24 protein-coding genes are annotated in these 23,981 nt (G+C 73.4%); 16 read left to right on the top strand and 8 right to left on the bottom strand.

Features of this window, described 5'->3' with window-relative positions:
* Positions 1-48: 48 nt before the first annotated feature.
* On the bottom strand, positions 49-273 hold the full coding sequence (locus ACFWEJ_RS12310; RefSeq protein WP_377229493.1) for a 4-oxalocrotonate tautomerase family protein: 225 nt from the start codon (positions 271-273) through the stop codon (positions 49-51).
* A 182-nt stretch (positions 274-455) separates the two neighbouring features.
* Between ACFWEJ_RS12310 and ACFWEJ_RS12305 the strand changes: the two genes are divergently transcribed.
* From ACFWEJ_RS12305 to ACFWEJ_RS12295, 3 genes are all read left to right on the top strand, one after another.
* A complete protein-coding gene (locus tag ACFWEJ_RS12305) occupies positions 456-1,175 on the top strand; it encodes a YcnI family protein (RefSeq protein ID WP_377229492.1) in 720 nt (239 codons plus the stop codon).
* Positions 1,172-2,854, top strand: coding sequence for a copper resistance protein CopC (locus ACFWEJ_RS12300; protein WP_377229491.1), 1,683 nt, complete (start codon positions 1,172-1,174; stop codon positions 2,852-2,854). Before ACFWEJ_RS12305 ends, ACFWEJ_RS12300 begins: the two co-directional genes overlap by 4 nt.
* 129 nt (positions 2,855-2,983) lie before the next feature.
* Positions 2,984-3,556, top strand: a complete 573-nt coding sequence (locus ACFWEJ_RS12295; RefSeq protein ID WP_377229490.1) for a hypothetical protein — start codon at positions 2,984-2,986, stop codon at positions 3,554-3,556.
* Here ACFWEJ_RS12295 and ACFWEJ_RS12290 read toward each other — a convergent pair.
* Entirely contained in the window at positions 3,553-4,017 is a 465-nt protein-coding gene (locus ACFWEJ_RS12290) for an HIT family protein (protein WP_377229489.1), read from the bottom strand. The genes ACFWEJ_RS12295 and ACFWEJ_RS12290 overlap by 4 nt on opposite strands.
* A gap of 88 nt (positions 4,018-4,105) precedes the next feature.
* On the opposite strand from ACFWEJ_RS12290, the gene ACFWEJ_RS12285 reads away from it, so the two are divergent.
* A complete protein-coding gene (locus ACFWEJ_RS12285) occupies positions 4,106-5,503 on the top strand; it encodes a cryptochrome/photolyase family protein (RefSeq protein WP_377229488.1) in 1,398 nt (465 codons plus the stop codon).
* Between the two features lie 78 nt (positions 5,504-5,581).
* The gene (locus ACFWEJ_RS12280; protein WP_377229487.1) at positions 5,582-8,212 is read left to right on the top strand and encodes a LuxR C-terminal-related transcriptional regulator; all 2,631 of its coding nucleotides are present in this window, start codon (positions 5,582-5,584) and stop codon (positions 8,210-8,212) included.
* 43 nt (positions 8,213-8,255) lie between these two features.
* On the opposite strand, the gene ACFWEJ_RS12275 is transcribed toward ACFWEJ_RS12280, so the two are convergent.
* On the bottom strand, positions 8,256-9,029 hold the full coding sequence (locus tag ACFWEJ_RS12275; RefSeq protein WP_377229486.1) for a hypothetical protein: 774 nt from the start codon (positions 9,027-9,029) through the stop codon (positions 8,256-8,258).
* A 148-nt stretch (positions 9,030-9,177) separates the two neighbouring features.
* Between ACFWEJ_RS12275 and ACFWEJ_RS12270 the strand changes: the two genes are divergently transcribed.
* From ACFWEJ_RS12270 to ACFWEJ_RS12225, 10 genes are all read left to right on the top strand, one after another.
* Positions 9,178-9,660, top strand: coding sequence for a DUF6325 family protein (locus tag ACFWEJ_RS12270; protein ID WP_377229485.1), 483 nt, complete (start codon positions 9,178-9,180; stop codon positions 9,658-9,660).
* Entirely contained in the window at positions 9,660-9,962 is a 303-nt protein-coding gene (locus ACFWEJ_RS12265) for an SHOCT domain-containing protein (protein WP_377229484.1), read from the top strand. Before ACFWEJ_RS12270 ends, ACFWEJ_RS12265 begins: the two co-directional genes overlap by 1 nt.
* Before the next feature lie 42 nt (positions 9,963-10,004).
* The gene (locus tag ACFWEJ_RS12260) at positions 10,005-11,516 is read left to right on the top strand and encodes an APC family permease (RefSeq protein WP_377229483.1); all 1,512 of its coding nucleotides are present in this window, start codon (positions 10,005-10,007) and stop codon (positions 11,514-11,516) included.
* The gene (locus ACFWEJ_RS12255) at positions 11,513-11,962 is read left to right on the top strand and encodes a hypothetical protein (protein WP_377229482.1); all 450 of its coding nucleotides are present in this window, start codon (positions 11,513-11,515) and stop codon (positions 11,960-11,962) included. The genes ACFWEJ_RS12260 and ACFWEJ_RS12255 overlap by 4 nt, the downstream gene beginning before the upstream one ends.
* A 2-nt stretch (positions 11,963-11,964) precedes the next feature.
* Positions 11,965-13,311 (top strand): dipeptidase, encoded by a 1,347-nt coding sequence (locus ACFWEJ_RS12250; RefSeq protein ID WP_377229481.1) that lies wholly within the window; start codon positions 11,965-11,967, stop codon positions 13,309-13,311.
* A gap of 176 nt (positions 13,312-13,487) precedes the next feature.
* Positions 13,488-14,819, top strand: coding sequence for an ABC transporter substrate-binding protein (locus ACFWEJ_RS12245; protein ID WP_377229480.1), 1,332 nt, complete (start codon positions 13,488-13,490; stop codon positions 14,817-14,819).
* A gap of 1 nt (position 14,820) precedes the next feature.
* The gene (locus ACFWEJ_RS12240) at positions 14,821-15,771 is read left to right on the top strand and encodes a carbohydrate ABC transporter permease (RefSeq protein ID WP_377229479.1); all 951 of its coding nucleotides are present in this window, start codon (positions 14,821-14,823) and stop codon (positions 15,769-15,771) included.
* 1 nt (position 15,772) lies between these two features.
* Entirely contained in the window at positions 15,773-16,690 is a 918-nt protein-coding gene (locus ACFWEJ_RS12235) for a carbohydrate ABC transporter permease (RefSeq protein WP_377229478.1), read from the top strand.
* Between the two features lie 24 nt (positions 16,691-16,714).
* Complete coding sequence (locus ACFWEJ_RS12230) at positions 16,715-17,506, top strand: IclR family transcriptional regulator (RefSeq protein WP_377229477.1); 792 nt, start codon at positions 16,715-16,717, stop codon at positions 17,504-17,506.
* 9 nt (positions 17,507-17,515) lie between these two features.
* A complete protein-coding gene (locus tag ACFWEJ_RS12225) occupies positions 17,516-18,622 on the top strand; it encodes an enolase C-terminal domain-like protein (RefSeq protein WP_377229476.1) in 1,107 nt (368 codons plus the stop codon).
* 81 nt (positions 18,623-18,703) lie between these two features.
* Here ACFWEJ_RS12225 and ACFWEJ_RS12220 read toward each other — a convergent pair whose 3' ends face one another.
* Positions 18,704-19,522 (bottom strand): alpha/beta fold hydrolase, encoded by an 819-nt coding sequence (locus ACFWEJ_RS12220; protein ID WP_377229475.1) that lies wholly within the window; start codon positions 19,520-19,522, stop codon positions 18,704-18,706.
* A gap of 119 nt (positions 19,523-19,641) precedes the next feature.
* Entirely contained in the window at positions 19,642-20,307 is a 666-nt protein-coding gene (locus ACFWEJ_RS12215) for a DUF4097 family beta strand repeat-containing protein (RefSeq protein ID WP_377229474.1), read from the bottom strand.
* Between the two features lie 244 nt (positions 20,308-20,551).
* Between ACFWEJ_RS12215 and ACFWEJ_RS12210 the strand changes: the two genes are divergently transcribed.
* Complete coding sequence (locus ACFWEJ_RS12210) at positions 20,552-21,325, top strand: helix-turn-helix domain-containing protein (protein WP_377229473.1); 774 nt, start codon at positions 20,552-20,554, stop codon at positions 21,323-21,325.
* Here ACFWEJ_RS12210 and ACFWEJ_RS12205 read toward each other — a convergent pair.
* The 3 genes from ACFWEJ_RS12205 to ACFWEJ_RS12195 are packed head-to-tail and all read right to left on the bottom strand — an operon-like array spanning position 21,322 to position 23,864.
* Positions 21,322-21,969 (bottom strand): hypothetical protein, encoded by a 648-nt coding sequence (locus ACFWEJ_RS12205; RefSeq protein WP_377229472.1) that lies wholly within the window; start codon positions 21,967-21,969, stop codon positions 21,322-21,324. The two genes, ACFWEJ_RS12210 and ACFWEJ_RS12205, sit on opposite strands and share 4 nt — an antisense overlap.
* A 49-nt stretch (positions 21,970-22,018) precedes the next feature.
* Positions 22,019-23,002, bottom strand: a complete 984-nt coding sequence (locus ACFWEJ_RS12200) for a Dyp-type peroxidase (protein WP_377229471.1) — start codon at positions 23,000-23,002, stop codon at positions 22,019-22,021.
* 37 nt (positions 23,003-23,039) lie between these two features.
* Positions 23,040-23,864, bottom strand: coding sequence for a hypothetical protein (locus ACFWEJ_RS12195; RefSeq protein ID WP_377229470.1), 825 nt, complete (start codon positions 23,862-23,864; stop codon positions 23,040-23,042).
* Positions 23,865-23,981 lie beyond the last annotated feature (117 nt).

Genomic DNA, 23,981 nt, shown 5'->3' with positions numbered 1-23,981 from the left:
GCTCTGAGGTCGCTCAGAGCGAAGAAACCCGGGCCTCAAAGTGAACTGTCAGTCGTCGGCGAACGTGGCGACGACGCCGGCCCGGCTGTCGTCCTCGCTGGCGAGCACGCCGCCGTTGGCGACGATGTCGGGGGTGATCTCGCTGAACACCATGCGGACGTCCTGGCGGCGGGCACCCAGGATCTCGACGGCGCTGTCGGCCACGGCCTTGGCGAAGTCGCGACGCTGCTCGATCGTGCGGCCGCGCAGCAGCTCGACGGTGATGTTGGGCATGTCTTCCCTCCGGTGGCGGCCGCTCCGCAGTTCACGGCTGCGACCTTGATTCAGTGACGTGAACCACCGTACGCGTAGCGCACCCCGAAATCCATGGTCGCGGGTGCATCAGTTCACATTCTTGACACTAGTTCGACAGGCTGGTTTGGTGTGCGGGCCAGCTCCATTCCCCAGGAGTCACCATGAATCGCACGACAACGATCCGTCGCGCGGCCCTCACCGGCCTTGCCGCCGTGGGCCTCGTGGTCCTCGGGACGACGACGGCGTCAGCCCACGTGACCATCACGCCCTCCACCACCGCGGCAGGTGCCACGGCCGAGCTCCGCGTCGAGATCCCGCACGGTTGCGAGGACTCGGCGACGACCGCGATCTCCGTCCGGGTCCCCGCGGAGGCCACCGACGTCACCGCCTCCGGCACGGACCGCTGGGCCGTCGAGCAGACCCCGGACGCCCTGACCTGGTCGACCGACGAGCCGCTCCCGGACGGGGAGCACGCCGAGGTCGAGTTCTCCGTGCGCCTGCCCGACGACGCCGGGGCGACCCTCGTCTTCCCGGTCGTCCAGCAGTGCGAGGTGGGGGAGGCGGCCTGGACCGAGGTCGCCGAGCACGGGGCGGGCCACGACGCGCTCGAACGGCCGGCGCCGGTCCTCGTGGTGACGGCGGGTGAGGGCGAGCCCGCCGCCACGCCGTCCGCGAAGGACGAGCCCACCGCGGAGCCCACTCCCGAGGCGACCGTGATCGCCGAGCCGGCCGCGGAGCCTGCCGCCGGCGAGCCTGCTGCCGCGGAGCCTGCCGCCGCCGAGGCGCGCGGCCCGCTGGTCACCTACGGTGCCGCGGGCCTCCTGGCCGCGGGCGTCCTGGTGGGCGGGGCGGTGCTGCTGCGGCAGCGCCGACGCGGATGACCCGCCGTACCGCGGGCCACCGCACCGCGGGGCGGCGCGCCGGCGGCTGGCTGCTCCTGCTCGCCGTCGCCTGGGCGCTCCTGCTCGGGTCGGCGAGCCCCGCCGCGGCCCACGCGACCCTCATCAGCACCGACCCGGCGCAGGGCGCGGTGCTCGACGCCGCCCCCGAGCGGGTCACCTTCACCTTCAACGAGTCCGTGATCGGGGTCCCGGCCGGGACCAAGGTGTTCGACGCGACCGGCGAGGAGGTGGCGTCCACGGCCACGGTCCGCGCCTCGCGGCTCCTCGTCGACCTCGACGAGGAGGTCCCGGACGGCACGCTCGTGGTGGTGTGGCGGCTCGTGTCGGAGGACGGTCACCCGATCGGCGGCTCGCTCAGCTTCTCGGTGGGGGCGCCCAGCGACGTGGTGGACGTGCCGACCGGCGCGGACGCCGGCACCGACGCGCCCGTCCTGCTCGGCGTCGTCCGCGGGGTGGGGTACGTGGGCCTGCTGGCGGCCGCCGGGGTGGCGGCCTTCGTGGTCCTGTTCCTCCCGCGCGACCGCGTGGCCGACCGGTCACGCACGCGACTCCGTGCCGTCGCCAGGATGGCGGCCGGTGTCGCCGCCCTCGGCTGCGGGCTGGCCGTGCCGCTGGTCGCGCTCTACCAGCTCGGCCTGCCGGCGTCGGCGATCACCGACGGCTCGACCTGGTCGGCGCTCGCGCCCGCCGAGTACGCCGTCCCCGCCGCCGTGGTCGCGGGGCTCGCGCTCGCCGTCCGGTCGCTCCCGGCGGGTGTGGCGCCCGACCGGAAGCGGGTCGTCCTGGTGCTGGCCGGTTGCGCGCTCGCGCTGGCCGCGCCCGCGTTCACCGGACACACGCGCGCGGCGATCCCCGAGGCGCTCGTGATCGGCGTGGACGTGCTGCACCTGGCCGCGGGAGCCCTGTGGCTCGGCGGCCTCGTGGCGGTCGCGCTCGTGCTCGGGGACCTCGCGCGCGGCGACGCCGGCGCCGTCGTGCTGGGCCGCTTCTCCACCTGGGCCTCGGTGGTGCTGGCGGTGCTCGTGGTCGCCGGGACCGTGCTGGCCTGGCGGGTCGCCGGAAGCTGGGGCGCGCTCGTCGACTCCGGCTACGGGGCGCTGCTGCTGGTCAAGGTCCTCGCCGCCCTGGTCGCGATCGGGATCGCCGCATGGAACCGGTTCGCGCTGCTGCCGCGCCTGCGCACCGCACCACGCAAGGGTCGTGCGGCGCCCGCCGCGCTCCTGGTCCGGACTGCGCTCGCAGAGGCGGGCGTGCTGGTTGTCGTCCTGGCCGTCACGGGCTTCCTGGTGGACCGGAGCCCCGAGTCCGACACGGCCGTCACCGCCGACGAGGTGCGCGGCCCGACCGCCGAGGAGTCGGTGCAGCTCGACGACATCTCGGCCCGGATCACCTTGGCCCCCCTCGCCGTCGGCCCCGCCACCCTCACCATCGAGATGACCGACGCCGCCGGCGAGCCCGTGGAGGGCTACGAGGCGCCGCGCCTCGCACTGGCCTCGGACGAGGTGGAGCTCGGCGAGGTGACGCTCAGCTCGCTGGGGCCGGGCGTCTACGCGGGCGACCTCGTGCTGCCGACCACGGGGGAGTGGGACGTGCAGGTGTCGCTGCGCACCACGGAGTTCGACAACCCGGTGCAGACGGTGACGTTCGTCGTACCGTGACGGACGTCGGCGTCGTCGGCCAGGACCGCGGACCGGGTGAACTCCCGGGCGAGCCTGGCCGGCACCGTCGGATCCGGGCGATCCTTTGCGTGACGCCGGACCTGGCCGGCTCGAACCGAGGTGGCGGGGATGCGCGCGAAGACTGAACGGGAGTACGCCCGGCAGGGCCTCGTGGTGCTCGTGGTGTCCGGGTCCGTGGTGGTCTACCTGGCGCTGGACCCGGGCTGGCCGTTCCTCGTGAGCGTCCTGGTCTTCGCCACCGTCGTCCCGGGGCTCGCGTGGCTCGTCGCGGGTGCGGTGTATCCGCGGGAGGACCGAAACGTGCCGGTCCCGATCGACCGTGGATCCGGCGACGGCTACACCGTCTATCTGGGCGCCGAGCCGACCGGGGAGCGGGAACGCCAGATCGAGATGTTCCTGATGATCAACGGCGCCTCGCGCCGGAGCATCCAGGAGGCCGGCCTGACCGCGGGGTCGCCGGTGTTCATCCGCGTAGCGGAGAGCGAGGCGCGGCAGATCCTCGCGGAGATGAGCGAGTTCGGCATCCAGGCACACCTGGCACGTGAGACGTCGCGGGCCTGGCCCGCGCCGTCCGCCCCGCGCTGCCTCCCCAGACATTCTCCGCCGTGCCAGTCGAGTGGTCGGACTAGTCGACTGACTCGGCCGATCTGGTGTGGCGAGTCAGCCGGGTGGTCGGACTAGTCGACTGACTCGGCGAATGCGGGTTGGAGGGCGGACCGCAGCCGGTCCGCGTAGGCGCGGCGGCGGTCGGCGGGGAGCCAGTCCGGCTCCGGGAGCGTGCCGTAGAGGTCGTCGCCCGGGTAGCGGGGGAACAGGTGCTGGTGGAAGTGCCACACGTCCTGGTTGCCGGCGGGCTCGTTGTGCTGGCGGGTGGAGACGCCCGCGCAGCCGTACGCGGTGCGCATCGCGCGGGCGAGCCGCTGGGTGACGTCGAAGATCGCGTGGCCGTCGGACGCCGGGAGGTCGTACAGGTTCTCGTGGTGGGCGACCGGGATGATCAGCGCGTGGCCGGCGTTCCGCGGCCACCAGCGGGGCGCGATGATCGCGAAGACCCGGTCGTCGCGGTAGACGACGTCGGTCTCGCGCTCCGCCGCGAAGTCGCAGAACGGGCAGTCGTAGTCCGCGGGTTCGTGGTTGTGCACAGGTGGACCCTAGGGCCCCCGCCGAGGCGGGGACAGGGACGGTCCCGCCCGGGCGCGAGCCGACCCGCGCCCCCGTACGGTGGGCGGCATGACCGATGCCCCGGCGCTGATCTGGTTCCGTCGCGACCTGCGCGTCGCAGACCAGCCGACCTTTCTCGCCGCAGGTCAGGGCGCCCGCGCGCTGGCCCTGTTCGTGCTCGACCCGCGCCTGCTCAAGCCCTCCGGCACCCCGCGGCAGTGGTTCCTCTACGGCTGCCTGCGGGACCTGAGCGAGAGCCTCGGCGGCAGGCTCCTGGTCGTGAAGGGCGACCCGGTCGACGTCGTGCCCCGGGTGGCCGAGGCGATCGGCGCGGGCGCCGTCCACATCGCCGCCGACTTCGGTCCCTACGGCCAGGCCCGGGACAACGACGTCGAGCACGCGCTCGCCGAGCAGGGCCGCGAGCTGGTGCGCACGGGCTCGCCGTACGCCGTCGCCCCAGGCCGGGTCCGGTCCGGGGACGGCGGCCGCTACCGCGTGTTCACGCCGTTCAGCCGGGCCTGGGCCGACCACGGGTGGCGCGCCCCCGCGGACACCGACGCGGGCTCCCTGGACTGGATCGATCCCGCGACCGTCGACGTGAAGGCAACGGAGATCCCCGACCAGCCCACCGTCGACGCCGACCTGCCCGAGCCCGGGGAGGCGGCGGCGCACCGGCGCTGGGACGAGTTCGTGGGCGACCACCTCCAGGACTACGCGGACGGCCGTGACCGGCCCGACCGCCCTGGCACCTCGCGGATGTCGGTCTACCTCAAGTACGGCTGCGTGCACCCGCGCAGCCTGCTCGCCGACCTCGCGGCCAAGCGCTCGAACGGCGCGCAGTCGTTCCGCAACGAGCTCGCGTGGCGCGACTTCTACGCCGACGTGCTCGACCAGCGCCCCGACTCCGCCCACCGCAACTACGACCGCTCCTTCGACGCGCTGGTCACCGACAGCGGGCCCGAGGCCGACGAGCTGTTCGCCGCCTGGCGGGAGGGCCGCACCGGCTTTCCCGTCGTCGACGCCGGGATGCGGCAGCTCCTGGCCGAGGGCTGGATGCACAACCGGGTGCGCATGATCACGGCGTCGTTCCTCGTCAAGGACCTGCACCTGCCGTGGTGGTGGGGCGCACGGCACTTCATGAGCAAGCTCGTCGACGGCGACCTCGCCTCCAACCAGCACGGCTGGCAGTGGGTGGCCGGTAGCGGCACCGACGCCGCCCCGTACTTCCGGGTGTTCAACCCGGTGCTGCAGGGCGAGCGGTTCGACCCGGACGGCGCCTACGTGCGCAAGTACGTCCCTGAGCTCGCGGACGTGCCGGGCAAGGCCGCGCACCAGCCCTGGAAGCTGCCGGACGGTCCGCCGACCGGCTACCCCGTGCCCGTCGTCGACCACAAGGCCGAGCGCGCGGAGGCCCTGGACCGCTACGAAGCCGTCCGCGCGGCGCGCCAGATCCCCCGAACCGGGTGAGCGTCCCCGCACACGGGAGTGGTCGACTGCGTGGTGTCGTGCCCACACGGCAGCCAGGCGCACCTAGGAGAGTCGGACATGAGCGACTCGTTCGGCGGCAACGTGCTCGTCTACCAGGCGAAGCTGCGGCCGGCCGTCAACCCGGAGTACCTCGTGCGACGGCCCCGGCTGATCGAGCTGCTCGACACCGCGGTCGAGTCGCCGCTCACCCTCGTCGTCGCGCCGGCCGGCTCGGGCAAGACCTCCCTGCTGCGCGACTGGGTGGGCTGGACCGACCTGCCGCACGCCTGGCTGTCCGTCGACGAGTCGGACCGTGATCCCGCCCAGCTCTGGCTGAGCATCCTCGCCGCGCTCGACGGGATCGCCCCTGGCTGCGCCGAGCCCGCCGCCGACCTCATCCGGCGTCGGCACGCGCTCCTCGACGCCGTGGGGACGCTGCTCGACGACCTGGAGTCGCGGCGGTACGGCCCGCGCGTGCTGGTGATCGACGACCTGGAGCTCGTGGACGAGGCGGTGGCGGGCGGGTCGCTGACGATGTTCGTCCAGCACCTGCCCCGGTGGCTGCGCGTCGTGCTGGTCAGCCGGCACGTCCCGCCCCTCCCGGTGGACCGGCTGCGCGCGCGGGGGCTGATCGGCGAGGTGCGGTTCCCCGAGCTGCGGTTCTCGTTCGACGAGGCGACCGAGATGCTGTCCCGGCTGGCCCCGACGCTTCCGCCGCAGCGCGTGGCCAAGGCCGCACGGCACGCCGGCGGCTGGGCCGCCAGCATCCAGCTCGCCGCGCTGGCCGCCCGGACGGCGGACGCCCGTGCGGCGCCGGACGCGCCGCGGCAGGACGACGTCGAGCGCTACGTCGGCGACTACGTCTGGCACGAGGTGCTCAGCGGGGAGCCCGCCGACGTCGTCGACGTGCTGATGGCGGTGTCCGTGGTGGACCGGGTGGAGCCCGGCCTCGCCCGGGTGCTCGCCGGCCGGCCCGACGCCCCGGAGCTGCTGGAGCGGGCCGAGGAGCGGGGGCTGTTCGCCGCGCGGATCGAGCCCTCGGGGGCGTACGAGACGCACGCCCTGGTCCGGGACGCCCTCCTGGTCGAGCTGCGCAGGCGCGACCCCGAGCGCCTGGCCGAGCTGCACCGCCGCGCCGCGCGGTGGTTCGAGGACGGCGGGCGGCCGGTGGCCGCGCTCGAGCACCTGCTGCGCGCCGGACAGGACCGCGCGGCGCTCCGGCTGCTGGCGTCCTGCGTGCCCCAGCTCTACGACAGCGGGCGCGAGGTCACCGTGCGGCGCATGCTCGCCGCGATCCCGGTGGGCGCCGCGTCGGGCGACACCGCCGCGGCCGTCGACCTCGCCTGGTGCCAGCTCTTCGCCGACCGGAACGCGTTCGTGCAGGCCGTGCACACCGTCGTTGCCCAGGCCGACGGCGACGGCGCGATCGAGCCGGGGCTGCTCGCGCGGCTGGAGATGCTCCGCGCGGCGTCGGCGGCCGTGTCCGGCGACTGGGGCGCGGGGGCCCGGTCGGCACGCTGGGCCCTCGCGACGATCGGGGACCGCTGGCAGACCGACCCGCTGTGCCGGTTCGGCTGGAACCTGCTGGCCCGGGAGATCGCCCTCGCGGAGCGGTGGGACGACGCCGGCGCGGAGGTGCGCCACGTGGCCCGCACCCTCAGCCCGGTACCCGGACGGCGGATCGCCTTCGAGGCCACCCGGGCCCTGGGCGCGGCCCTCGCCGGACGCCCGGTCGAGGCGCTGCGCCTGGTGTACGGCACCCGGCAGGTGTCCGAGGCGGCGAACCTGACCACGGCGCAGACCGAGCTGATGGTCGCCGAGGCGCTGGCCAACCGGGAGATCGGGGAGCAGTCCGCGGCGCTGCCGGTGCTGTCGCGCCTGGTCGAGACCCCGTGCGACCCGGTGCCGCACTGCCGGCTGCTGGCCTCCCTGGAGCTGGCGCGGGCCGCGGTCGACTCCGGCGACGGCGCGGCGGCCGAGCGTGCCTTCGGCGACGCGACGGAGCTGGTCGACACGGAGCTCACGGGGCCCGGCAGCCGCACGCTCCTGGCCCGCACGGGCACCCTGCTGGCCCTGGCCGAGAGCCGGCTCGACGACGCCGCGCGCTGGGCCGCCGAGGTCGACGACCCCTTCTGGGGCGGTGTCGAGTCGGCGCGCGTGCTCATCGCGGAGGGCGACGTCGGCGCGGCGGACACGACGCTGCGCGCGGCCGCCCCGCGGTGCGTGCGGCACCACGTGCTCCTCGACCTGCTGCTGAGCCGCACGACCCGCGACGCGGACGAGGCCGAGGCCGCCCTGTCGCGCGCGGTGCGGCTCGCCGCCGCGCACGGCCTCGTGCAGACGGTCGCGTCCGAGGGCACGGAGGTCGTCGAGGCGATCGAGCGGCTGGCCTGGCAGGTGCCGCGGCCCTGGCTGGACCGGCTCCGCCGCGTGCCGCTCTCCGGGGCGTCCCCGCCCGGGACGGCGGTGGTCGAGCTCGTCGAGGACCTGACGGACCGGCAGCTCGGCATCCTGCGGATGCTCCCGAGCCGGCTCAGCCTGCGGGAGATCGCGGACGAGCTGTTCATCTCGGTGAACACGCTCAAGTTCCATCTCAAGGTGATCTACCGCAAGCTCGGCTGCGGGTCCCGCGCCGAGGCGGCCGACCTGGCCCGGGCCCTGATGAACCGGCCCCGGCGCGGTCAGCCCGCCGGCGCCTGGCGGCGCTGAGGGCGGGCGCCCGGCGGCGCTGAGCGCCGGCGCCGGGCGGGGATCACTGATCGCCGGGTGCGCCGTCCCCTGCCGTCAGCGCGGCGAGCGCCGCCCGGGTCTTGGTCTCCTGCGGGGAGCCGAGGTCGAGCCCCTTGCCGGCCAGGACGGCCTTGGTCTCCGCGGCGGCCTGGAACGCCTGCTCCGGGGGTGCCTTGGTGGACAGCTCAAGGATCCGTGAGCCGTCCGGCAGCCCCCACAGCTCGGCGACCATGCGGCGCCGGTACCCCTTGGCCCGGAACCGGCACTTGATCAGGTTGATCGGACCCAGGACGACGAGGTCGTCGGCCTGCACGCCCTCGGGCCAGCGCTCGCCGAGCAGGGCGCGCTGGTCGTCGTCGAGCAGGCCGTGGATGCCGCGGTCGCCGAGCATCAGCTTGCGGACCCGGCGGTCGGGCGCCTCGACGGTCAGGGAGCACGAGCAGGTGTAGCCGGCGGGTGACGCGTCGAGCTCCACCTTGAACCCGGCGTGCCCGCGGTAGCCGTCGGGGACGTCCTGCGGCATCGCGGGCCGGAGCTTGACCGTCAGGTCGGCGGGCTTGCGCTGGGTCCGGCGGGCGCGCAGCACCACCCCGGCGGTCGAGAGCCGCAGGTCGGGGGTGTCGACGAACGCGACCTGGCGCAGCACCGCGTCCAGCGGGTCGATGCCGAGGGTCCGCACGGCGGTGCGCTGGAAGTCGTCGGGGACGGTGAGCTTGAGCTCGACCGAGTCCACGTCGGGCAGGATCGCGAGCATGCCGGTGAGCTGGTCGGCGTCGTAGGTGGGGATGGCGGACATGGGGGCCTCCGGGGGTGTGTCCCGCGATCATGGCGCGGGACCGGGTGGCGCAGGTCCACCCCGGTGCGGGTGGGCCGCTACCACCCTGGTCGACGCCAGCCTGGGCTCGGAAGCGTTGTATCCGCCCGTCACCGCAGGAGGTGCGGAGATGACCGAGCTGGACGTCGGACCGATCGACTACCTCGCCGTCGAGTTCCCCGGCAGCAGGATGCGGGGCAAGGGCCTCGCCGCGCTGCTGGACCTCGTCGAACGCGGGATCATCCGGATCCTCGACCTCCGGGTCGCCAGACGTACCGAGGAGGGCGACGTCGTCGCCGTCGCCCTCACCGACCTGGACCACGACGGCTCGCTCGACCTCGCCGTGTTCGAGGGCGTGGGCTCCGGCCTCCTCGACGACGAGGACCTGGCGCAGAGCGTCGCGCTGGTGGCCCCCGGCGACGCCGTCGGCCTCATCGTGTACGAGAACACGTGGGCCGGCCCGTTCGTGACGGCCATGCGGGAGGCCGGGGCGCAGGTGATCGCCACCGGCCGCATCCCCGTGGAGGACGTCGTCGCGGCGCTCGACGCGCTGGAGGCGGAGCAGACGTCGCCGAGCACCACACCGGCTCAGACGCAGGAAGGGATGACGTGATGGGACTCATCGGAGGCATGGCACGCACGGCCGTCGTGGCCGGGACCGCGACCGCGGTGTCCAACCGGGTCTCGCGGCGTCAGGCGAACCGCTGGGCGGCGCAGGAGTCCTACGCGGCGCCGCCGCCGCAGCAGCAGGTCTACGCGGCGCCCCCGCCGCCTGCCCCGGCCCCGGTCACGAACCCCGGCCCGGCGTCGGAGGACGTGATCGCGCAGCTCGAACGGCTCGGCCGCCTGCGGGACGACGGCGTCCTGACCGACGCCGAGTTCAGCGCCCAGAAGGCCAGGCTCCTCGCCGGCTGACGTCTTTCCCCGCTGTACCGCCCGACCGGACGGAGGCAGGTCATGAGCGCCATGGACGCTTCGCACGAACCCGCGCACGAGCCCGTGGCGCGGCACGCCGCCGAGCCGACGCCTGCCGCGGAGCCAGTCGCCCAGGTCCGCGCCAAGGTGCCCGCGACGGCGTGGATCTCCTGGGTCGCGCTCGCCATGATGACCACCAGCTCGGTGGCGAGCCTGCGGGCAGCGCCGACCATGGCGGTCTACGGGCTGGCGTGCGTGTTCCTCTACCTGGTGCCGGCGGTGGTCTTCCTGCTGCCGACGTCGCTCGTCTCCGCGGAGCTCGCCTCCGGCTGGAAGGGCGGCGTCTACAACTGGGTCGCGCGCGGCATCTCCAAGCCCATGGGGTTCCTCGCGGTGTGGTGCCAGTTCGCGATGACGATCTTCTACTACCCCAGCCTGCTGGGGTTCGTCGCGAGCACCCTGGCCTACGTCTTCAACCCGGCGCTCGCGAGCAGCGGTGTCTGGACGGCGTGCGTGATCATCGTCGTCTACTGGAGCGGCGTCTGGGTCTCCTCGCGCGGCACCAAGGGCGTGGCGGGGCTCGCGAGCGGCGGCCTCATCATCGGCACGCTGATCCCCGGCGTGGTGCTGGTGGTGCTCGGCATGGTGTTCCTCGGCCAGGGCAACGAGTCGGCCGCGCCGATGACGTCCGACCACATCCTCCCCGCGTGGGCGGGGCTCGCCAGCCTCGTGCTCATCGTGAACAACTTCCTCTCCTACTCCGGCATGGAGATGAACGCGGTGCACGTGTCGTCGCTGCGGAACCCGGGCAAGGAGTTCCCGAAGTCGATGTTCCTGGCGATGGGCATGGTGCTGCTGATCTTCATCCTCCCGGCCCTGGCGATCAGCTGGGTGGTGCCTGCCGACCAGCTCTCGCTCACCGCCGGGGTGATGCAGGCCTTCGACGCCGTGTTCGCGAACTTCGGGACGCAGTGGCTCACCCCGATCGTCGGCGTCATGCTCGTGGCGGCCTCGCTCGGCGGGATGCTCACCTGGCTCGCCGGCCCGTCCAAGGGCCTGCTGCTGATCTCCCGCCAGGAGGGCTACCTGCCGCCCTACCTGCAGCGGCTCAACAAGAACGGGGTGCAGCAGAACATCCTGGTGGTCCAGGGCGTCGTCACCACGGCGATCGGCCTGATGTACGCGCTGATCCCCAACGTCTCCAGCGCGTACTGGATCTTCTCGGTGATCACCACGCAGGTGTACCTGATCATGTACCTGCTCATGTTCGTCGCGGCGATCGGGCTGCGCCGCAAGTACCCCGACCATCCGCGCGGCTTCCGCAGCCCGATGCTCAAGTCGCTCTGCGGCATCGGCTTCGGGGCGTCGCTCGCAGCCCTGCTGGTCGGGTTCGTGCCGCCGTCCCAGTTCAGCGGGGGCAACCCGGCCGTGTACGTCGTGATCGTCGTCGTCGGTGCCCTGGGCCTCGGCCTGCTGGTCCCGTACCTCTTCTACCGGGCTCGCAAGCCCTCGTGGAAGCTGGAGGAGTCGGCGGAGGAGGCGAGCCCGGAATGAGCACCCCCGACGAGACCCAGTCCAGGCGCGAGCGCACCATCCTGTACGTGGCGGTGGGCGTCGTGATCGGCGTCCTCCTCGTCCTGGCCCTGGTCCTCTACCGCGCGGCGGACCGGACCCACGACGCCGAGGCGAAGGCCGACCAGCTGATCCAGGCGCTCGACGAGGCGGGGGCCACGGTCTCGCCGTCGAAGGACCAGATCGTCCGGGTGCTCGGCGACGACGGCGGGGCGACCTGCGCCGACCCGAACGACCCCCTGAACCGCGCGACGCTGCAGGCGCAGCTCGCCAACGGCGCCGGCGGGCCCGGGTCGCGCCCGGTGATCTCGGACCGCAAGATCCTGCGCGGCCAGATGCTGATCATCCAGATCTACTGCCCGGACGAGCTCGAGGAGTTCCAGCAGTACGTGGACAGCCTCGAGACCGACGACGTGACGGGTGCCTGACCATGGACCTCCGCGCCCGGGTCGACGCCGAGATGCCACAGGTCCGCGCCGAGCTCGCCGAGCTCGTCGCCATCCGGTCGGTCGCGGACCCCCGGCAGTTCCCGCCGGACGAGTGCGACCGGGCCGCGCAGTGGGTGCTCACCCGGTTCGCCGACGTCGGCTTCGAGGACGCGCACCTGGAGCGGACGGCGGACGGGAGCATGGCGGTGGTCGGCTCCCGGCCCTGCGCCGACCCGGCCGCGCCCACCGTGCTGCTCTACGCGCACTACGACGTGCAGCCGCCGCTGGACGAGGCCGCGTGGCGCACGCCGCCCTTCGAGCTCACCGAGGCCGACGGCCGCTGGTTCGGCCGCGGCAGCGCCGACTGCAAGGGGAACATCGTCATGCTCCTGGCCGCCCTGCGGGCGCTCGGCGAGCCGCCGGTGCACCTCAAGCTCGTGGTCGAGGGTTCGGAGGAGCAGGGTACGGGCGGCCTGGAGGCGTTCGTGCCCGAGCACGCCGACCTGCTGCGCGCCGACGCCGTCCTCGTGTGCGACACCGGCAACGCCGCCGTCGGGCAGCCCGCCGCGACCGTCAGCCTGCGCGGGATGGTCAACGTGGTGCTGACGCTCCAGGCGCTCGCCTCGGAGGTGCACTCCGGCATGTTCGGGGGCGCCGCCCCCGACGCGCTGGCGGCCCTGGTCGCGGTGCTGGCCACCCTGCGCGACGGCAACGGGGACACCACGGTCGCCGGGCTCGACCACCGCGGGACCTGGGCGGGCGAGGGGTACCCCGCCGACCGGTTCCGGTGGGACGCGACCGTGCTGGAGGGCGTCTCCCTGCTCGGCGACGGCAGCGTCGCGGACCTGCTCTGGGCGCGGCCCGCGCTGACCATCCTGGGCATCGACTGCCCGCCGGTGGTGGGGTCCGCCTCGGCGATCACGCCGCGCGCCTCCGCCCGGCTGAACCTCCGCATCCCGCCGGGGACCACGGCGGACCAGGCCCGGACGGCGCTCGAGCGCCAGCTCCGCGCGGCGGCGCCCTGGGGCGTCGCGGTGCAGGTCACGGTCGAGGCAGAGGGCGAACCCTTCCTCGCGGCGGTCGACGGCCCCGCGTTCCACGCGCTCGCCGGGGCGCTGGAGGAGGCCTACGGCAAGCCGATGGCCCGGCTCGGGCAGGGCGGGTCGATCCCGCTCTGCAACGTCTTCGCGGACACCTACCCCTGGGCCGAGATCCTCCTGATCGGCGTCGAGGAACCGCTCGCGGCCATCCACGCCCCGAACGAGAGCGTGGACCCCACCGAGATCGCGAACATGGCGCGGGGCACCGCCCGCTTCCTCCAGCGCTACGCGGAGGCCGCCGCCCGCTGACCGTCCGGATTCCGCTCCCGGGCGGTGCTCGCGCAGGCTCTCGACATCGAGGGTCTGCGCGAGCACCTTTTCGCGGCGGACCCTTGCGCGCGTTCCATGCCTTTCGATAGTGTCCCGCTCATCGACACAGCAGTCCCGATGATCGGGACAGCACACAATGAGGTGGGGACGTGGAGATGAGTACGCTCACGCGCCGCGCGGTACTGCGGGCGATCGGTGCGGCCGGGCTCGCCGGCGTCGCGGCGTCGCTCGCCGGCTGCGCGCCGACGATCGGGACGGCGCGGCTGCCGCGGGTCCCAGCGGCCTACGACGGGCCGCCGGTCACGCTGAAGTTCTGGAACGGTCTCACCGGCGGCGACGGGCCGGTCATGCGGACCCTGATCGACGAGTTCACGCGGGAGCACCCGCACATCGGCATCGACATGTACGCCCTGCCGTGGGGCGACTTCTACCAGAAGTTCCCCGCCGCGGTGACGAGCGGCCTCGCGCCGGACTTCGCCCTCATGCACAACTTCCAGGTGGCGACCAACGCCGCGCGGAAGGTGATCATGCCGGTCGACGACGTCCTGGAGACGGTCGGCCTCGTGGAGTCCGACTACCTCCCGGTCGTCTGGGGCTCCGGCGTCTACCGCGACCAGCGCTGGTCGCTGCCGCTGGACATGTGGCCCGACTCGCTGTTCTACAACCGCCGGGTGCTGGAGCAGGCCGGGCTGGACCCGGACGCGCCGCCGACGGACCGCGCCGCCTACGAGCACGCGCTCGACGCGCTGGCCTCGTCCGGCGTCCAGGGCCACTGGCTGCCCGCCGTCGACCCGCAGGGCGTGGGGCGCGGCTTCGACTCCCTGCTCTGGCAGTTCGGCGGCGAGCACTACGACGCCGCCGGACGCGCCGCGACGTTCGGCGCGCAGGCCGGCGTGGACGCGCTCACCTGGCAGCAGTCCCTGATCCGGGTCGGCTGGAGCCCGCGGAACGTGAGCGGCTCGGACGCCTCGATGGCGTTCAAGAACGACCAGAACGCTTTCCTCTGGGGCGGCCCCGGCGCCCTCATCAACGACCTCGGCTCCGTCGACGGGCTCGACTGGGACGTCGCGCCGCTGCCGCAGATCGGCAGCGGGCGGGCCGCCTTCTCCGGCTCGCACCAGTTCGTGGTCGCGCGCCAGCCGCGGTTCGACGCCGACCGCCTCGCCGCCGTCGTGACGTTCCTCGGCTGGATCCTCGCGAACTCGATCGGCTGGGCCACCGCGGGGCCTGTCCCCGCCCGCCTGCCCATCCTCGACTCGCCCGAGCTGGCTGAGCTGACAGCGCAGTCACACGTGGCCGAGGGCGTGGAGCACATCCGGTTCTACCCGCTGGTGCCGGGGATCGCGGAGGTGCAGACCACCATCCTGTACCCCGCGATCGGCGACGCCCTGCTCTCGCTCGGCGACCCCGCTGCGGCCCTCGGGACCGCGACGACCCAGGCGTCCTTCCTGCTCCAGGAGAACGCCGAGAAGTACGGGAGGGCCTGACATGACCGCCACCGCCACCGCAGCCCCGGCCACGGCGCCCGTCGCCCGGGCCACCGCCGTCGTCTCGCCCAGCCGGCCCCGGCCCTGGACGCCCTACCTCTTCCTCGCGCCGTTCCTGCTGATCTTCGGCACGTTCGTGCTGGTCCCTGCCGTGTCGGGGCTCTGGATGAGCCTGCACAACTGGGACTTCTTCCTGCCCGACCGGCCGTTCGTGGGCCTGCAGAACTACGTGGACCTGTTCACCCCGGACGCGCTGGTGGCGCAGCAGTTCTGGGAGAGCATGCGGGCCACCGGGCTGTTCGTGGTGCTCTCGGTGCCGCTGCTCATGGCCGTCCCGCTGGGCCTGGCGCTCCTGCTCAACCAGCGGTTCCGCGGGCGCACCTTCTTCCGCGCGGTCTTCTTCGCGCCGTACGTGCTGGGCGTCAGCGTGGTCGGCCTGCTCTGGCAGTACCTGCTCAACGGCAACACCGGCCTGGTCAACGGGTACCTCGCGGAGCTCGGCGTCACCGAGGCGGTGCCGTGGCTGACGGCGACGCCGTGGGTCTGGGTCTCGCTGGTGGGCGTCACGCTCTGGTGGACCCTGGGCTTCAACTCCGTGGTCTACCTCGCAGGCCTGCAGAACGTGGACGACGCGCTCTACGACGCCGCCAAGGTCGACGGCGCCAACCGCTGGCAGCAGTTCGTGCACGTCACGATCCCGCAGCTGCGCCCCGTCATCCTCTTCGTCCTGACGATGACCGTGCTGGCCTCGGCGAACATGTTCGGCCAGTCCTACCTGCTCACCGCGGGCAACCCGTCGAACGAGACGCGCACGGCCATCATGTTCATCGCCGAGGTGGGCCTGGAGCAGTTCCGCATGGGGCTCGCCGCCGCGATGAGCTACCTCCTGGCCCTGCTGCTGATCGCCGTCAGCGCCCTGAACTTCCTGTTCCTGCGACAGAAGGAGAGCTGACATGGCGACCACCGTCGTTCCCCCTGGCAGCACCACCCGCCCGCCCACGACACGACAGCCCGCGCCCCGGCGCCGGCGCGACGAGGCGACCGGCCGCGGCGTCGTCGGCACGCTGCTGCTGTACGCGATGCTGCTCATCCTGTCCGTGCTGATCCTGGCGCCGCTGCTGTGGATGCTCTCGACGTCGTTCAAGACGACGGGCGACGCCACGGCCCTGCCGCCGCAGTGGATCCCGCCCGCGCCGAGCGTCGAGGGCTACACCCGGCTGTTCGCCGACGCGCAGGCGCCGCTGCTGCGGTGGCTCGGCAACTCCGTGCTTGTCGGCGTGCTGCACACGGTGCTGGTGCTCGCCACGGCGTCGGCGGCCGCGTACCCGCTGGCCCGGATGCGGTTCCCCGGACGCCGCCTGATCTTCGGGCTGATCATCGCCACGCTGTTCGTCCCCGGCTTCGTCTTCCTCATGCCGAACTACCTGATCGTGGACGGGCTGGGCTGGCTCGACAGCGTGTGGGCGCTGGTGGTGCCGGGTGCGGCGAGCGCGTTCGGCGTGTTCTTCCTGGTCCAGTTCTTCCAGAGCCTCCCGGCGGAGCTGGAGGAGGCGGCGCTGATCGACGGCGCCAACCGCTGGCAGATCTTCGTCCGCGTGGTGCTGCCCCTGTCCAGGGCACCGCTCGCGACGCTCGGCCTGCTGTCGTTCCTCGGCAGCTGGAACGACTTCCTGTGGCCCCTGTACGTGCTGTTCAACCCGGAGCAGCTCACGCTCCCCGCGGGGCTGGCGACGCTGCGCGGCGCGTACGCCACCGACTTCCCGGCCGTCATGGCGGGCGCGGCGATCGCGAGCGTCCCGGTGCTGATCCTGTTCGCGTTCGTGCAGCGCTACGTGATCGCCGGCGTCGCCCGCTCCGGTCTCAAGGGGTGAGCAGGTGCCGTGCAGAATGGCAGCGTGAATGACACGAGCAACCGGACCCCCGCCGACGGCGGGGCCGCCGGCACCCTCGCACGCGGCCTGGACATCGTCGAACGGATCGCGGCGACGCCGGGCCTGACCGTCCAGCGGCTGGCCGCGGACCTCGGGCTCAGCCGCAGCGCGGCCTACCGCATCGTGGGCACGCTGCGGGAGCGCGGCTACGTGGTGGGCGAGACCGAGCTGCGGCTCGGGCCCGTCATCATGCGCCTGGGGCTGCAGGCGCTGGACGGCCTCGACGTCCACGCCGTCGGGCCCGACCACCTGCGCGAGCTCGTCGCCGAGACCGAGGAGACGGCGTTCATCGCCATCTTCGACGACGACCAGATGTGCTACGTGATGCAGCAGGAGGGGCCACAGGTGGTAAAGGTGGTCTCCAAGCTGGGCAGCCGCGCCCCGCTGCACGCGTCGGCGCTCGGCAAGGCCTACCTGTCGGCGCTTCCGCCGGCGGAGGCCCGGGCGATCGTCGACCGCATCCCGCTGACGGGCTACACCCCGACCACCCTCACCACCGCGCCGACGCTGCACGCGGAGCTCGACCTCATCCGCGACCGCGGCTGGGCCCTCGACGACGCCGAGCGGGAGCCCGGCGTGCGCTGCGTCGCCGCGCCGATCCTCGGCGCGGACGATCTCCCGGTCGCCGCGATCAGTGCGGCCGGGCCCCGGGACCGCATCGTCGCGGCCCAGCCCTCGATCGTGGCGGCCGTGCGCCGTACCGCCGCCCGCCTCTCCGTCGCGCTCGGCGCGGCACCACCGCCCGACCTGACCTGATTGGACCCCATGGCCTCCGCAGACCCCCGCATCCGTTCCGTCCGGCTCGCCTCGCTGGAGACCCGCTACCCGCGGACCGTGGGCCGCAACGCCCGGCTCGGCAGCCACGGCGCCGGACCCGACTCGGACGTCGCGGTGCTGGTCACCGACGACGGCCGGACCGGCTGGGGACTGTTCGAGGGGCCGCCGGGCGACGTCGCCCGGGTCGAGGGACGCCTGCTCTCGGAGCTGATCGACCCCGCCACGGGCATCCTCGACCACGCGGAGCACTGGCTCGACATCGCCCTGCACGACCTGCTGGGCGTGGTGCTCGAGGAGCCCGTGCACGTGCTGCTCGGCGGGCGGGGCACGCCGGACGTGGCCGTCTACGACGGCGCGATCTACTTCGACGACCTCGACCCCGACGACGCGCCCCGCGGCGTCGGCGTGCTGGTCGAGGAGTGCCGCGCGGACGCCGCGCTGGGCTTCCGCGACTTCAAGCTCAAGATCGGCCGCGGCAACAAGTGGCTCTCCCGCGCGGCCGGCGACGCCCGCGACATCGAGGTGACCCGCGCGATCCGGGACGCGTTCCCGGACGCCCGGATCCTGGTGGACGCCAACGACGGCTACGACCGCGACGGGTTCATCGACTACCTGGAGGCCGTCGCCGACGTGGGGCTGTACTGGGTCGAGGAGCCGTTCCTGGACGACGCCGACGACCTCAAGGCCCTGCGCGCCTGGCTCGACGCGCACTCGCCGGACACCCGGATCGCGGAGGGCGAGACCTTGCCTGACGTCGCCGCGCTGCTGCCGGTGGCAGCCGCGGGCTCGATCGACGTGCTGCTCATGGACGTCATGTCGTACGGCCTGACCGCGTGGCGCGCCCTGATGCCCCGGCTCGTGGCGGACGGCGTCCACGGTTCGCCGCACGCGTGGGGGCGGCCGCTGAAGACCCGCTACGCCGCACACCTCGCGGCCGGCCTCGGCAACGTCGAGGTGGTCGAGGGGGTGCCGGGCACGGTGGCCGGCGTCGACCCCGCGCTGCTCGCGCCCGCGGACGGCGTGCTGCGGCTGGGTGACGCGCCCGGCTTCGGCATCCCGGTGCCGGACGACGTCCACCTGCGCCCGGTTGGCTGACCCGGACGACGCAGACGGGGCCGGGGCGTCGCTCGCGCGATGCCCCGGCCCTCGTCGTCTTGTGGTGCCTACTTGTGGTGCCTACTTCTGCGTGCGGCTCAGGTCCGCGACCTCCCGGACGGCGTCGCCGATCGCGCGGAAGTCCTTGTTGAGGATCGCCCCGTGGTTGCTGGCGACCTTGGCGCTGATCCGGATGTTCGGGTTGTCGGCGGTCGCCGCCTCCAGCCCGGCCCGGATCTGCTCCTGCTCGTCGCCCTTGCTGCCCAGGGACGTCCCCGAGGCCACGACGTACCGGACCGGGACGCTGATGTCGTTCAGCACCGGCGCCAGGGCGCTCTCGCGGGACAGCTTGCCGAGCTCGATGTTGCTCTCCGCCTGCTCCGCGGCGGACATCCGCGGCGTGATGCCCGTGATCCGCAGCGGGACGGTGAACCAGCTCATCCGGCGGAACAGCTTGCGGATGCGGACCTCCATCGCGTCGTCGAGCCAGTCGTGCGGGAAGGCGCCGTCGACGAGGACCGCGCCCAGGGTGCGCCCCGGGTTCCGCTGCGCCCAGTGGGCCGCGACGACGGCCCCGTAGGACCAGCCGATCACCAGCGCCTTCTCCACGCCGCGGGCGGCGAGGACGGCGTCGACGTCGCGCACGGCGGCCTCGAACGAGTAGTCCGCGGACGTCCCGGACTTCTTGCCGCGGGCCCGCTCGTCGAAGGTGATGTGCCGGTAGCCGGTGCCCAGGTCGGCGATGGTCCTGCGCCAGTAGCCCTGGGTCGCGAACTGGCCGTTCAGGTAGACGATCGGGAGGCCGGTGCCGCCCGTGTCGGTCACGGCAAGAGCCGTGTCGTCGACCGGCACCAGGCCGGACCACGCGGTGCTGGTCGAGGAAGCGCTGTCGTTCGTCATGTTCTCCACCTGTCGGTTCGTGGTGCGGGAGTGGTGCTGGTCGGTGCGCGCGGTGCGCGGTGTGTCGCGTCGTGCGGGGTGGTGCCTGGTCCGGGCCCGAAGGCCCGGACCGGTTCGGCTCAGAGGCTGTGCGCCGAGATGTCGCCGTAGGCGGTCGTCGCGCGGACGTCGAGCACGGCGGCGCCGTCGTTCTTGAGGGTGTTGCTGATGCGGCCGAGGGTCGTACCGGCGTCGAGCGTGGCAGAGACGCCGGCGCTCGCGGCGACCGTGATGTCACCGGCCTGGGTGCTGAGCACGACCGAACCGTTCGTGGCCTCCGCGATCTTGATGTCACCGCGGGCGGTGGTGATCTCACCGGCACCGGTGAGGCGGCCCACCTCGACGTCGCCGTCGATCGCCGTGAGGCGCAGGCTGGCCGCCTCGTCGATCTTGATCTGCTGGTAGGCGCCGTCGAAGACGACGGCACCGAGGCGGCCGACGGCGCGGAGCTCGGCGGCCCCGGACGTGCCCTCGAGAGCGGAGCCCGCGGGGAGCTGGACGGTGACCTCGACGGAACCCGCGTGGCCGACGAGCTTGTTGTGCGGCTCGGCGGTCTGGATCTTGAGCACGCCGTCGGTGTAGGTGACGGTGGTCTGCTCGGCGGTCCGGACGTCGTTGCTCTTGGCGGGGTTGGTGGGCCGGACCTCGACGGTGGTGTCGGCGCGGTCGGCGGCGATGAGCTGGACCCGGCCGGCGGGGATCTCGACGACGGCGGAGATCGGGGCGGGGGTGGCGAAGGTGTGCATGGCGATCGGCTCCTGTGCTGGTGTCTTCCCGGTGTTTCTGACATCGCAAACGCTACGTTGCTTTCCACCACCGGGCAACATGCTTGTTGCGTTGCAACTGTATTAATGCAGGTCAGAACCATAAAACTGTTGCAACGGTCGTGAGAGTAATGCAACGAGCGGTGTCGTTGCATTGCAATGAGCGGGAGGTGAACGCTATGCTGGGCGGGCAGGGACCATCACGCGGAGCACCGAGGAGATCGCGATGCCGGGAGGCCGACTCACCAAGCAGGAACGCCAGCAGATCGCGCTGGGCCTGGCCGACGACCTGTCGTACGCCGAGATCGCGCGCCGGCTGGACCGCCCGACGTCCACGGTCACGCGCGAGGTGCTGCGCAACGGCGGCCCCGGCGGCTACCGCGCCGAGCTGGCCCACCGCGCCACGGAGCGCCGCGCCCAGCGGAGCCGGCAGGCCGCGCCGCGCGCCGCACAGGCGGCCCCGCAGGCACACGGGCGCGACGCCGCGGCTGTGGCCGACTTCGAGGAGTCGCTGATCGGCGTGCTCATGGCCTCGGGCCTGTCCAAGATGACGGCACGAGTGCTGACCTGCATGTTCACCACCGACGACGGCAGCGTCACGGCCGCGCACCTTGTCCAGCGCCTCCAGGTCAGCCCGGCGTCCGTCTCCAAGGCCATCACGTTCCTGGAGGCTCAGGGCCTGGTGCGGCGGGAACGCGACGAGGGCCGGCGGGAGCGATACGTCGCGGACAACGACGTCTGGTACCAGTCCACGGTCGCCAGCGCCCGGGCCAACGACCAGCTCGCCGCGACCGCCCGCGAGGGGGTCGTCGTGCTCGGGGCGGACACGCCCGCCGCGGCGCGGCTCGAGAACATCGCCCGGTTCCTCGACTTCATCAGCGAGAGCATGATCCGCGCCGCGGAGCAGGCGCGCGAGGTGCTGCACACGGGTCCCGTGACGGCGCCGGACGACGCGGGAGCGGCACCGGACGAGGCCGGAGCGCCGTCCCGCGACGGCTAGTGCAATGCCAGCTTGAGCCCGATCATCGCGACGCCCAGCAGCCCCGCGACGAGGGTCGCGCCCAGCCGCCTGCTGCCCGTCAGCCCGCCGTCGGTGCTCATCCGCCAGCCCACGACGAGCAGCAGTGCGAGGTTGACCAGCAGGGCGATGTCGACGGCGACGTCGGCCGGCACCCGCAGCACCGCCTCGATCAGGAGCACGACGGCGGGCGCCGTGCAGGCCGCGACGATCGGCAGCCCCTGGGCCAGCACGTGCCGGCGCTCGTCGGGGTGCAGGGGACGGCGCGCGAGGGAGCGGGCGGCGATGAGGTGCGCGTAGGACTCGGCGCACCAGTAGACCAGCAGCGTGCCGCCCAGCAGCCCGGCGACCCGGACGAGCCCCAGGTCCGCGGGGGCCGACGCGAGCACGGAGCCCGTGATGACCAGCCCGTACAGGTACGCGGCACGCTCCTTCAGCGATTCGCCGGGCTCGTGCGCCTCGCCGGGCTCGTGCGCCTCGCCGGGCTCGTGCGGTTCGTCGCGCACGTGTGGCCCCGGCGGCTCGTCCGGTCCGTCGGTCCTGGCGTGCCGGCCGGTGCGGCGGGGTTCCGGCTCGTCGGTGCGCACGGGGCTCCGCTTCGTCGCGGTGGGATGGTGCGTCTGCACGCTAGGAGCGACGGAGTGCGCGCACCTCACCCGAAAGCGGTGAAGGTGGTCAGGCCAGCGCGTCGAGGACCGACGTGGGCGGCACGAAGAACGTGGTGCCGGTCTGCGGGGTCGAGAAGTCGAGGATCCGGTCGTGCAGGCCGGGCGGGTCGCCCACGAACATGCGCTCCAGCATCCGTTCGATGACCCACAGGTGCCGGGCGTAGCCGATGAAGTAGGTGCCGAACTCGCCGTGCCCCGGACGGCCGAACGGCATGTTGTCGCGCAGGATGTCGTGCTCGCCGTCCTCGTCGGTGATCGTGGCGAGCGTCTTGTGCGACTTCTGCCCGGTCGCCGCGTCGTCGAGCTCGACGCCGTCCGCCTTGGTGCGGCCGATGATCCGCTCCTGCTGCTCGGTCGGCAGCGCCTGCCAGGCGGCGAGGGTGTGCAGGTACTTCTGCACGACGACGTAGCTGCCGCCGGCGAGCCCCGGGTCCTCGTCGCCCACCAGGGTGGACTCCGGCAGCTCCGCGCCCACCGGGTTGGCCGTGCCGTCCACGAAGCCGAGCAGGTCGCGGGTGTCGAAGTAGCGGAACCCCGACACCTCGTCGGCGGTGGTGACCGCGGTGCCGAGCGCGGCGAGCAGCAGGCGCTCCAGCTCGAAGCAGAGGTCCTGCCGGTCCGACCAGATGTGGAACAGCAGGTCACCCGGGGTGGAGACCGCCGTGTGCGTGGCGCCGGCGATCTCGCGGAAGGGGTGGAGCTCGGCGGGCTGCTCCCGTCCGGTCAGCTCCGTCCAGATCCGGCTGCCGATGCCGACGGTGCACGAGACCGGATTCGCCAGGTCCCGGAAACCGACGGTCTTGACCAGCCCGCCGAGGTCGGCGAGCACCTCGCGGACGGTGCTCATCGCCTCGTCGCCGTCGGCCACGACCAGCGTGAGGAAGACGGCCGACCGGCGCAGCGGGGCGTCCACGCCCTGCGGCGAGACGGGTGCGCCGTAGGCCGACGGGGCGGTCCGGTCGGTGTGTCCGCTGCTCGTGCTGTCCGGCATGCCGGAAGGCTAACAGCGGCGGGCCGGCCCGCCGGGCTCAGTCCCGGGCTGCCGCCCGCCAGGCCTCGGCCAGCGCCGCGACCGACGGCCAGCGCTCCGCCCGCTCGGCGCGCACCGCGCGGTCGGCGACGGCGAGCTGCGCGGGCGAGCCGGCCCAGGCCGCGGGCGACCGCGTAGCGTCGTCGCCCAGGAACGTGTGCGCGAGCGTCCCGAGCGCGACGACGTTCGTGACCTCGTCGATCGGCGCCCCGAGCGCGTACTCCTCGGGCGACATGAACCGGGACGACCCCCACATCCGGCCCATCCGGTTGACCGTCGGCGCGGGCTCGTAGAGGTCGAGGTCGCACAGGACGACGCGCCCGCTCTCCGGGTCGATCATCACGGAGCCGTCGTACAGGTCGACGGCCACCCAGCCGAGCGTGGCCGCGTGGGCGTGGAAGTCGTAGACCTGCCGCACCGCGTCGACCCGGGCGGTCAGGTCCAGGGACCGCACCACGTGCGACCGCTCGTACTGCCGGCCGACCGGCGTCGCGTCGGTCCAGTCGAACACCAGGGCGTGGCCCGTCCCGACGTCGACGGCCTCGCGCAGGGTCACGAGGGTGGGGTGGGCGAGCGCCCGGTAGACCTCGGCGGCCCGGCGGGCGTGGTCGGCCGCCTCCGCGACGTCGCCGTCGTACCGCAGCGTGGGCGCGCCCGCGTACTTGACGAACACCCGGCCCGCCGGCCCCTCGACGCCGAGGCAGAGGTTGCCCGAGTCCTGGTCGTCCAGCACCGCGAACACCGTGCCCCAGCGGGCCGCGAAGGACAGGTCGTGCGGCGTTCGGAGGCGCACGGGCAGGCCGTCGAGGTGGGTCACGATCACGCGCGGGAGCCTAGTGTCCGGTGTCGGCGGTGGTCCTGGCCTTTTCGTCGTCCCCCCGACGTCGGCAGTCCGTCCTTGGGGTCGGCACCTTGCATCGAGGTCGGCACAGGCCTGTGC

The sequence above is a fragment of the Promicromonospora sp. NPDC060204 genome (assembly GCF_042728455.1).
GTDB lineage: Bacteria > Actinomycetota > Actinomycetes > Actinomycetales > Cellulomonadaceae > Promicromonospora.
Note: the sequence above shows the minus strand (reverse complement) of the source record. Positions and strands in the feature narration are given on the sequence as shown.

Bases quoted from the DNA above. Each gene is read 5' to 3' on its own strand.
- ACFWEJ_RS12215 (WP_377229474.1), bottom strand. From the start codon at position 20,307: ATGCACACCTTCGCCACCCCCGCCCCGATCTCCGCCGTCGTCGAGATC.
- ACFWEJ_RS12280 (WP_377229487.1), top strand. From the start codon at position 5,582: ATGAGCGACTCGTTCGGCGGCAACGTGCTCGTCTACCAGGCGAAGCTG.
- ACFWEJ_RS12295 (WP_377229490.1), top strand. From the start codon at position 2,984: ATGCGCGCGAAGACTGAACGGGAGTACGCCCGGCAGGGCCTCGTGGTG.
- ACFWEJ_RS12235 (WP_377229478.1), top strand. From the start codon at position 15,773: ATGGCGACCACCGTCGTTCCCCCTGGCAGCACCACCCGCCCGCCCACG.
- ACFWEJ_RS12250 (WP_377229481.1), top strand. From the start codon at position 11,965: ATGGACCTCCGCGCCCGGGTCGACGCCGAGATGCCACAGGTCCGCGCC.
- ACFWEJ_RS12310 (WP_377229493.1), bottom strand. From the start codon at position 273: ATGCCCAACATCACCGTCGAGCTGCTGCGCGGCCGCACGATCGAGCAG.
- ACFWEJ_RS12245 (WP_377229480.1), top strand. From the start codon at position 13,488: ATGAGTACGCTCACGCGCCGCGCGGTACTGCGGGCGATCGGTGCGGCC.
- ACFWEJ_RS12270 (WP_377229485.1), top strand. From the start codon at position 9,178: ATGACCGAGCTGGACGTCGGACCGATCGACTACCTCGCCGTCGAGTTC.
- ACFWEJ_RS12265 (WP_377229484.1), top strand. From the start codon at position 9,660: ATGGGACTCATCGGAGGCATGGCACGCACGGCCGTCGTGGCCGGGACC.
- ACFWEJ_RS12275 (WP_377229486.1), bottom strand. From the start codon at position 9,029: ATGTCCGCCATCCCCACCTACGACGCCGACCAGCTCACCGGCATGCTC.
- ACFWEJ_RS12240 (WP_377229479.1), top strand. From the start codon at position 14,821: ATGACCGCCACCGCCACCGCAGCCCCGGCCACGGCGCCCGTCGCCCGG.
- ACFWEJ_RS12225 (WP_377229476.1), top strand. From the start codon at position 17,516: ATGGCCTCCGCAGACCCCCGCATCCGTTCCGTCCGGCTCGCCTCGCTG.
- ACFWEJ_RS12255 (WP_377229482.1), top strand. From the start codon at position 11,513: ATGAGCACCCCCGACGAGACCCAGTCCAGGCGCGAGCGCACCATCCTG.
- ACFWEJ_RS12300 (WP_377229491.1), top strand. From the start codon at position 1,172: ATGACCCGCCGTACCGCGGGCCACCGCACCGCGGGGCGGCGCGCCGGC.
- ACFWEJ_RS12260 (WP_377229483.1), top strand. From the start codon at position 10,005: ATGAGCGCCATGGACGCTTCGCACGAACCCGCGCACGAGCCCGTGGCG.
- ACFWEJ_RS12305 (WP_377229492.1), top strand. From the start codon at position 456: ATGAATCGCACGACAACGATCCGTCGCGCGGCCCTCACCGGCCTTGCC.
- ACFWEJ_RS12200 (WP_377229471.1), bottom strand. From the start codon at position 23,002: ATGCCGGACAGCACGAGCAGCGGACACACCGACCGGACCGCCCCGTCG.
- ACFWEJ_RS12220 (WP_377229475.1), bottom strand. From the start codon at position 19,522: ATGACGAACGACAGCGCTTCCTCGACCAGCACCGCGTGGTCCGGCCTG.
- ACFWEJ_RS12285 (WP_377229488.1), top strand. From the start codon at position 4,106: ATGACCGATGCCCCGGCGCTGATCTGGTTCCGTCGCGACCTGCGCGTC.
- ACFWEJ_RS12210 (WP_377229473.1), top strand. From the start codon at position 20,552: ATGCCGGGAGGCCGACTCACCAAGCAGGAACGCCAGCAGATCGCGCTG.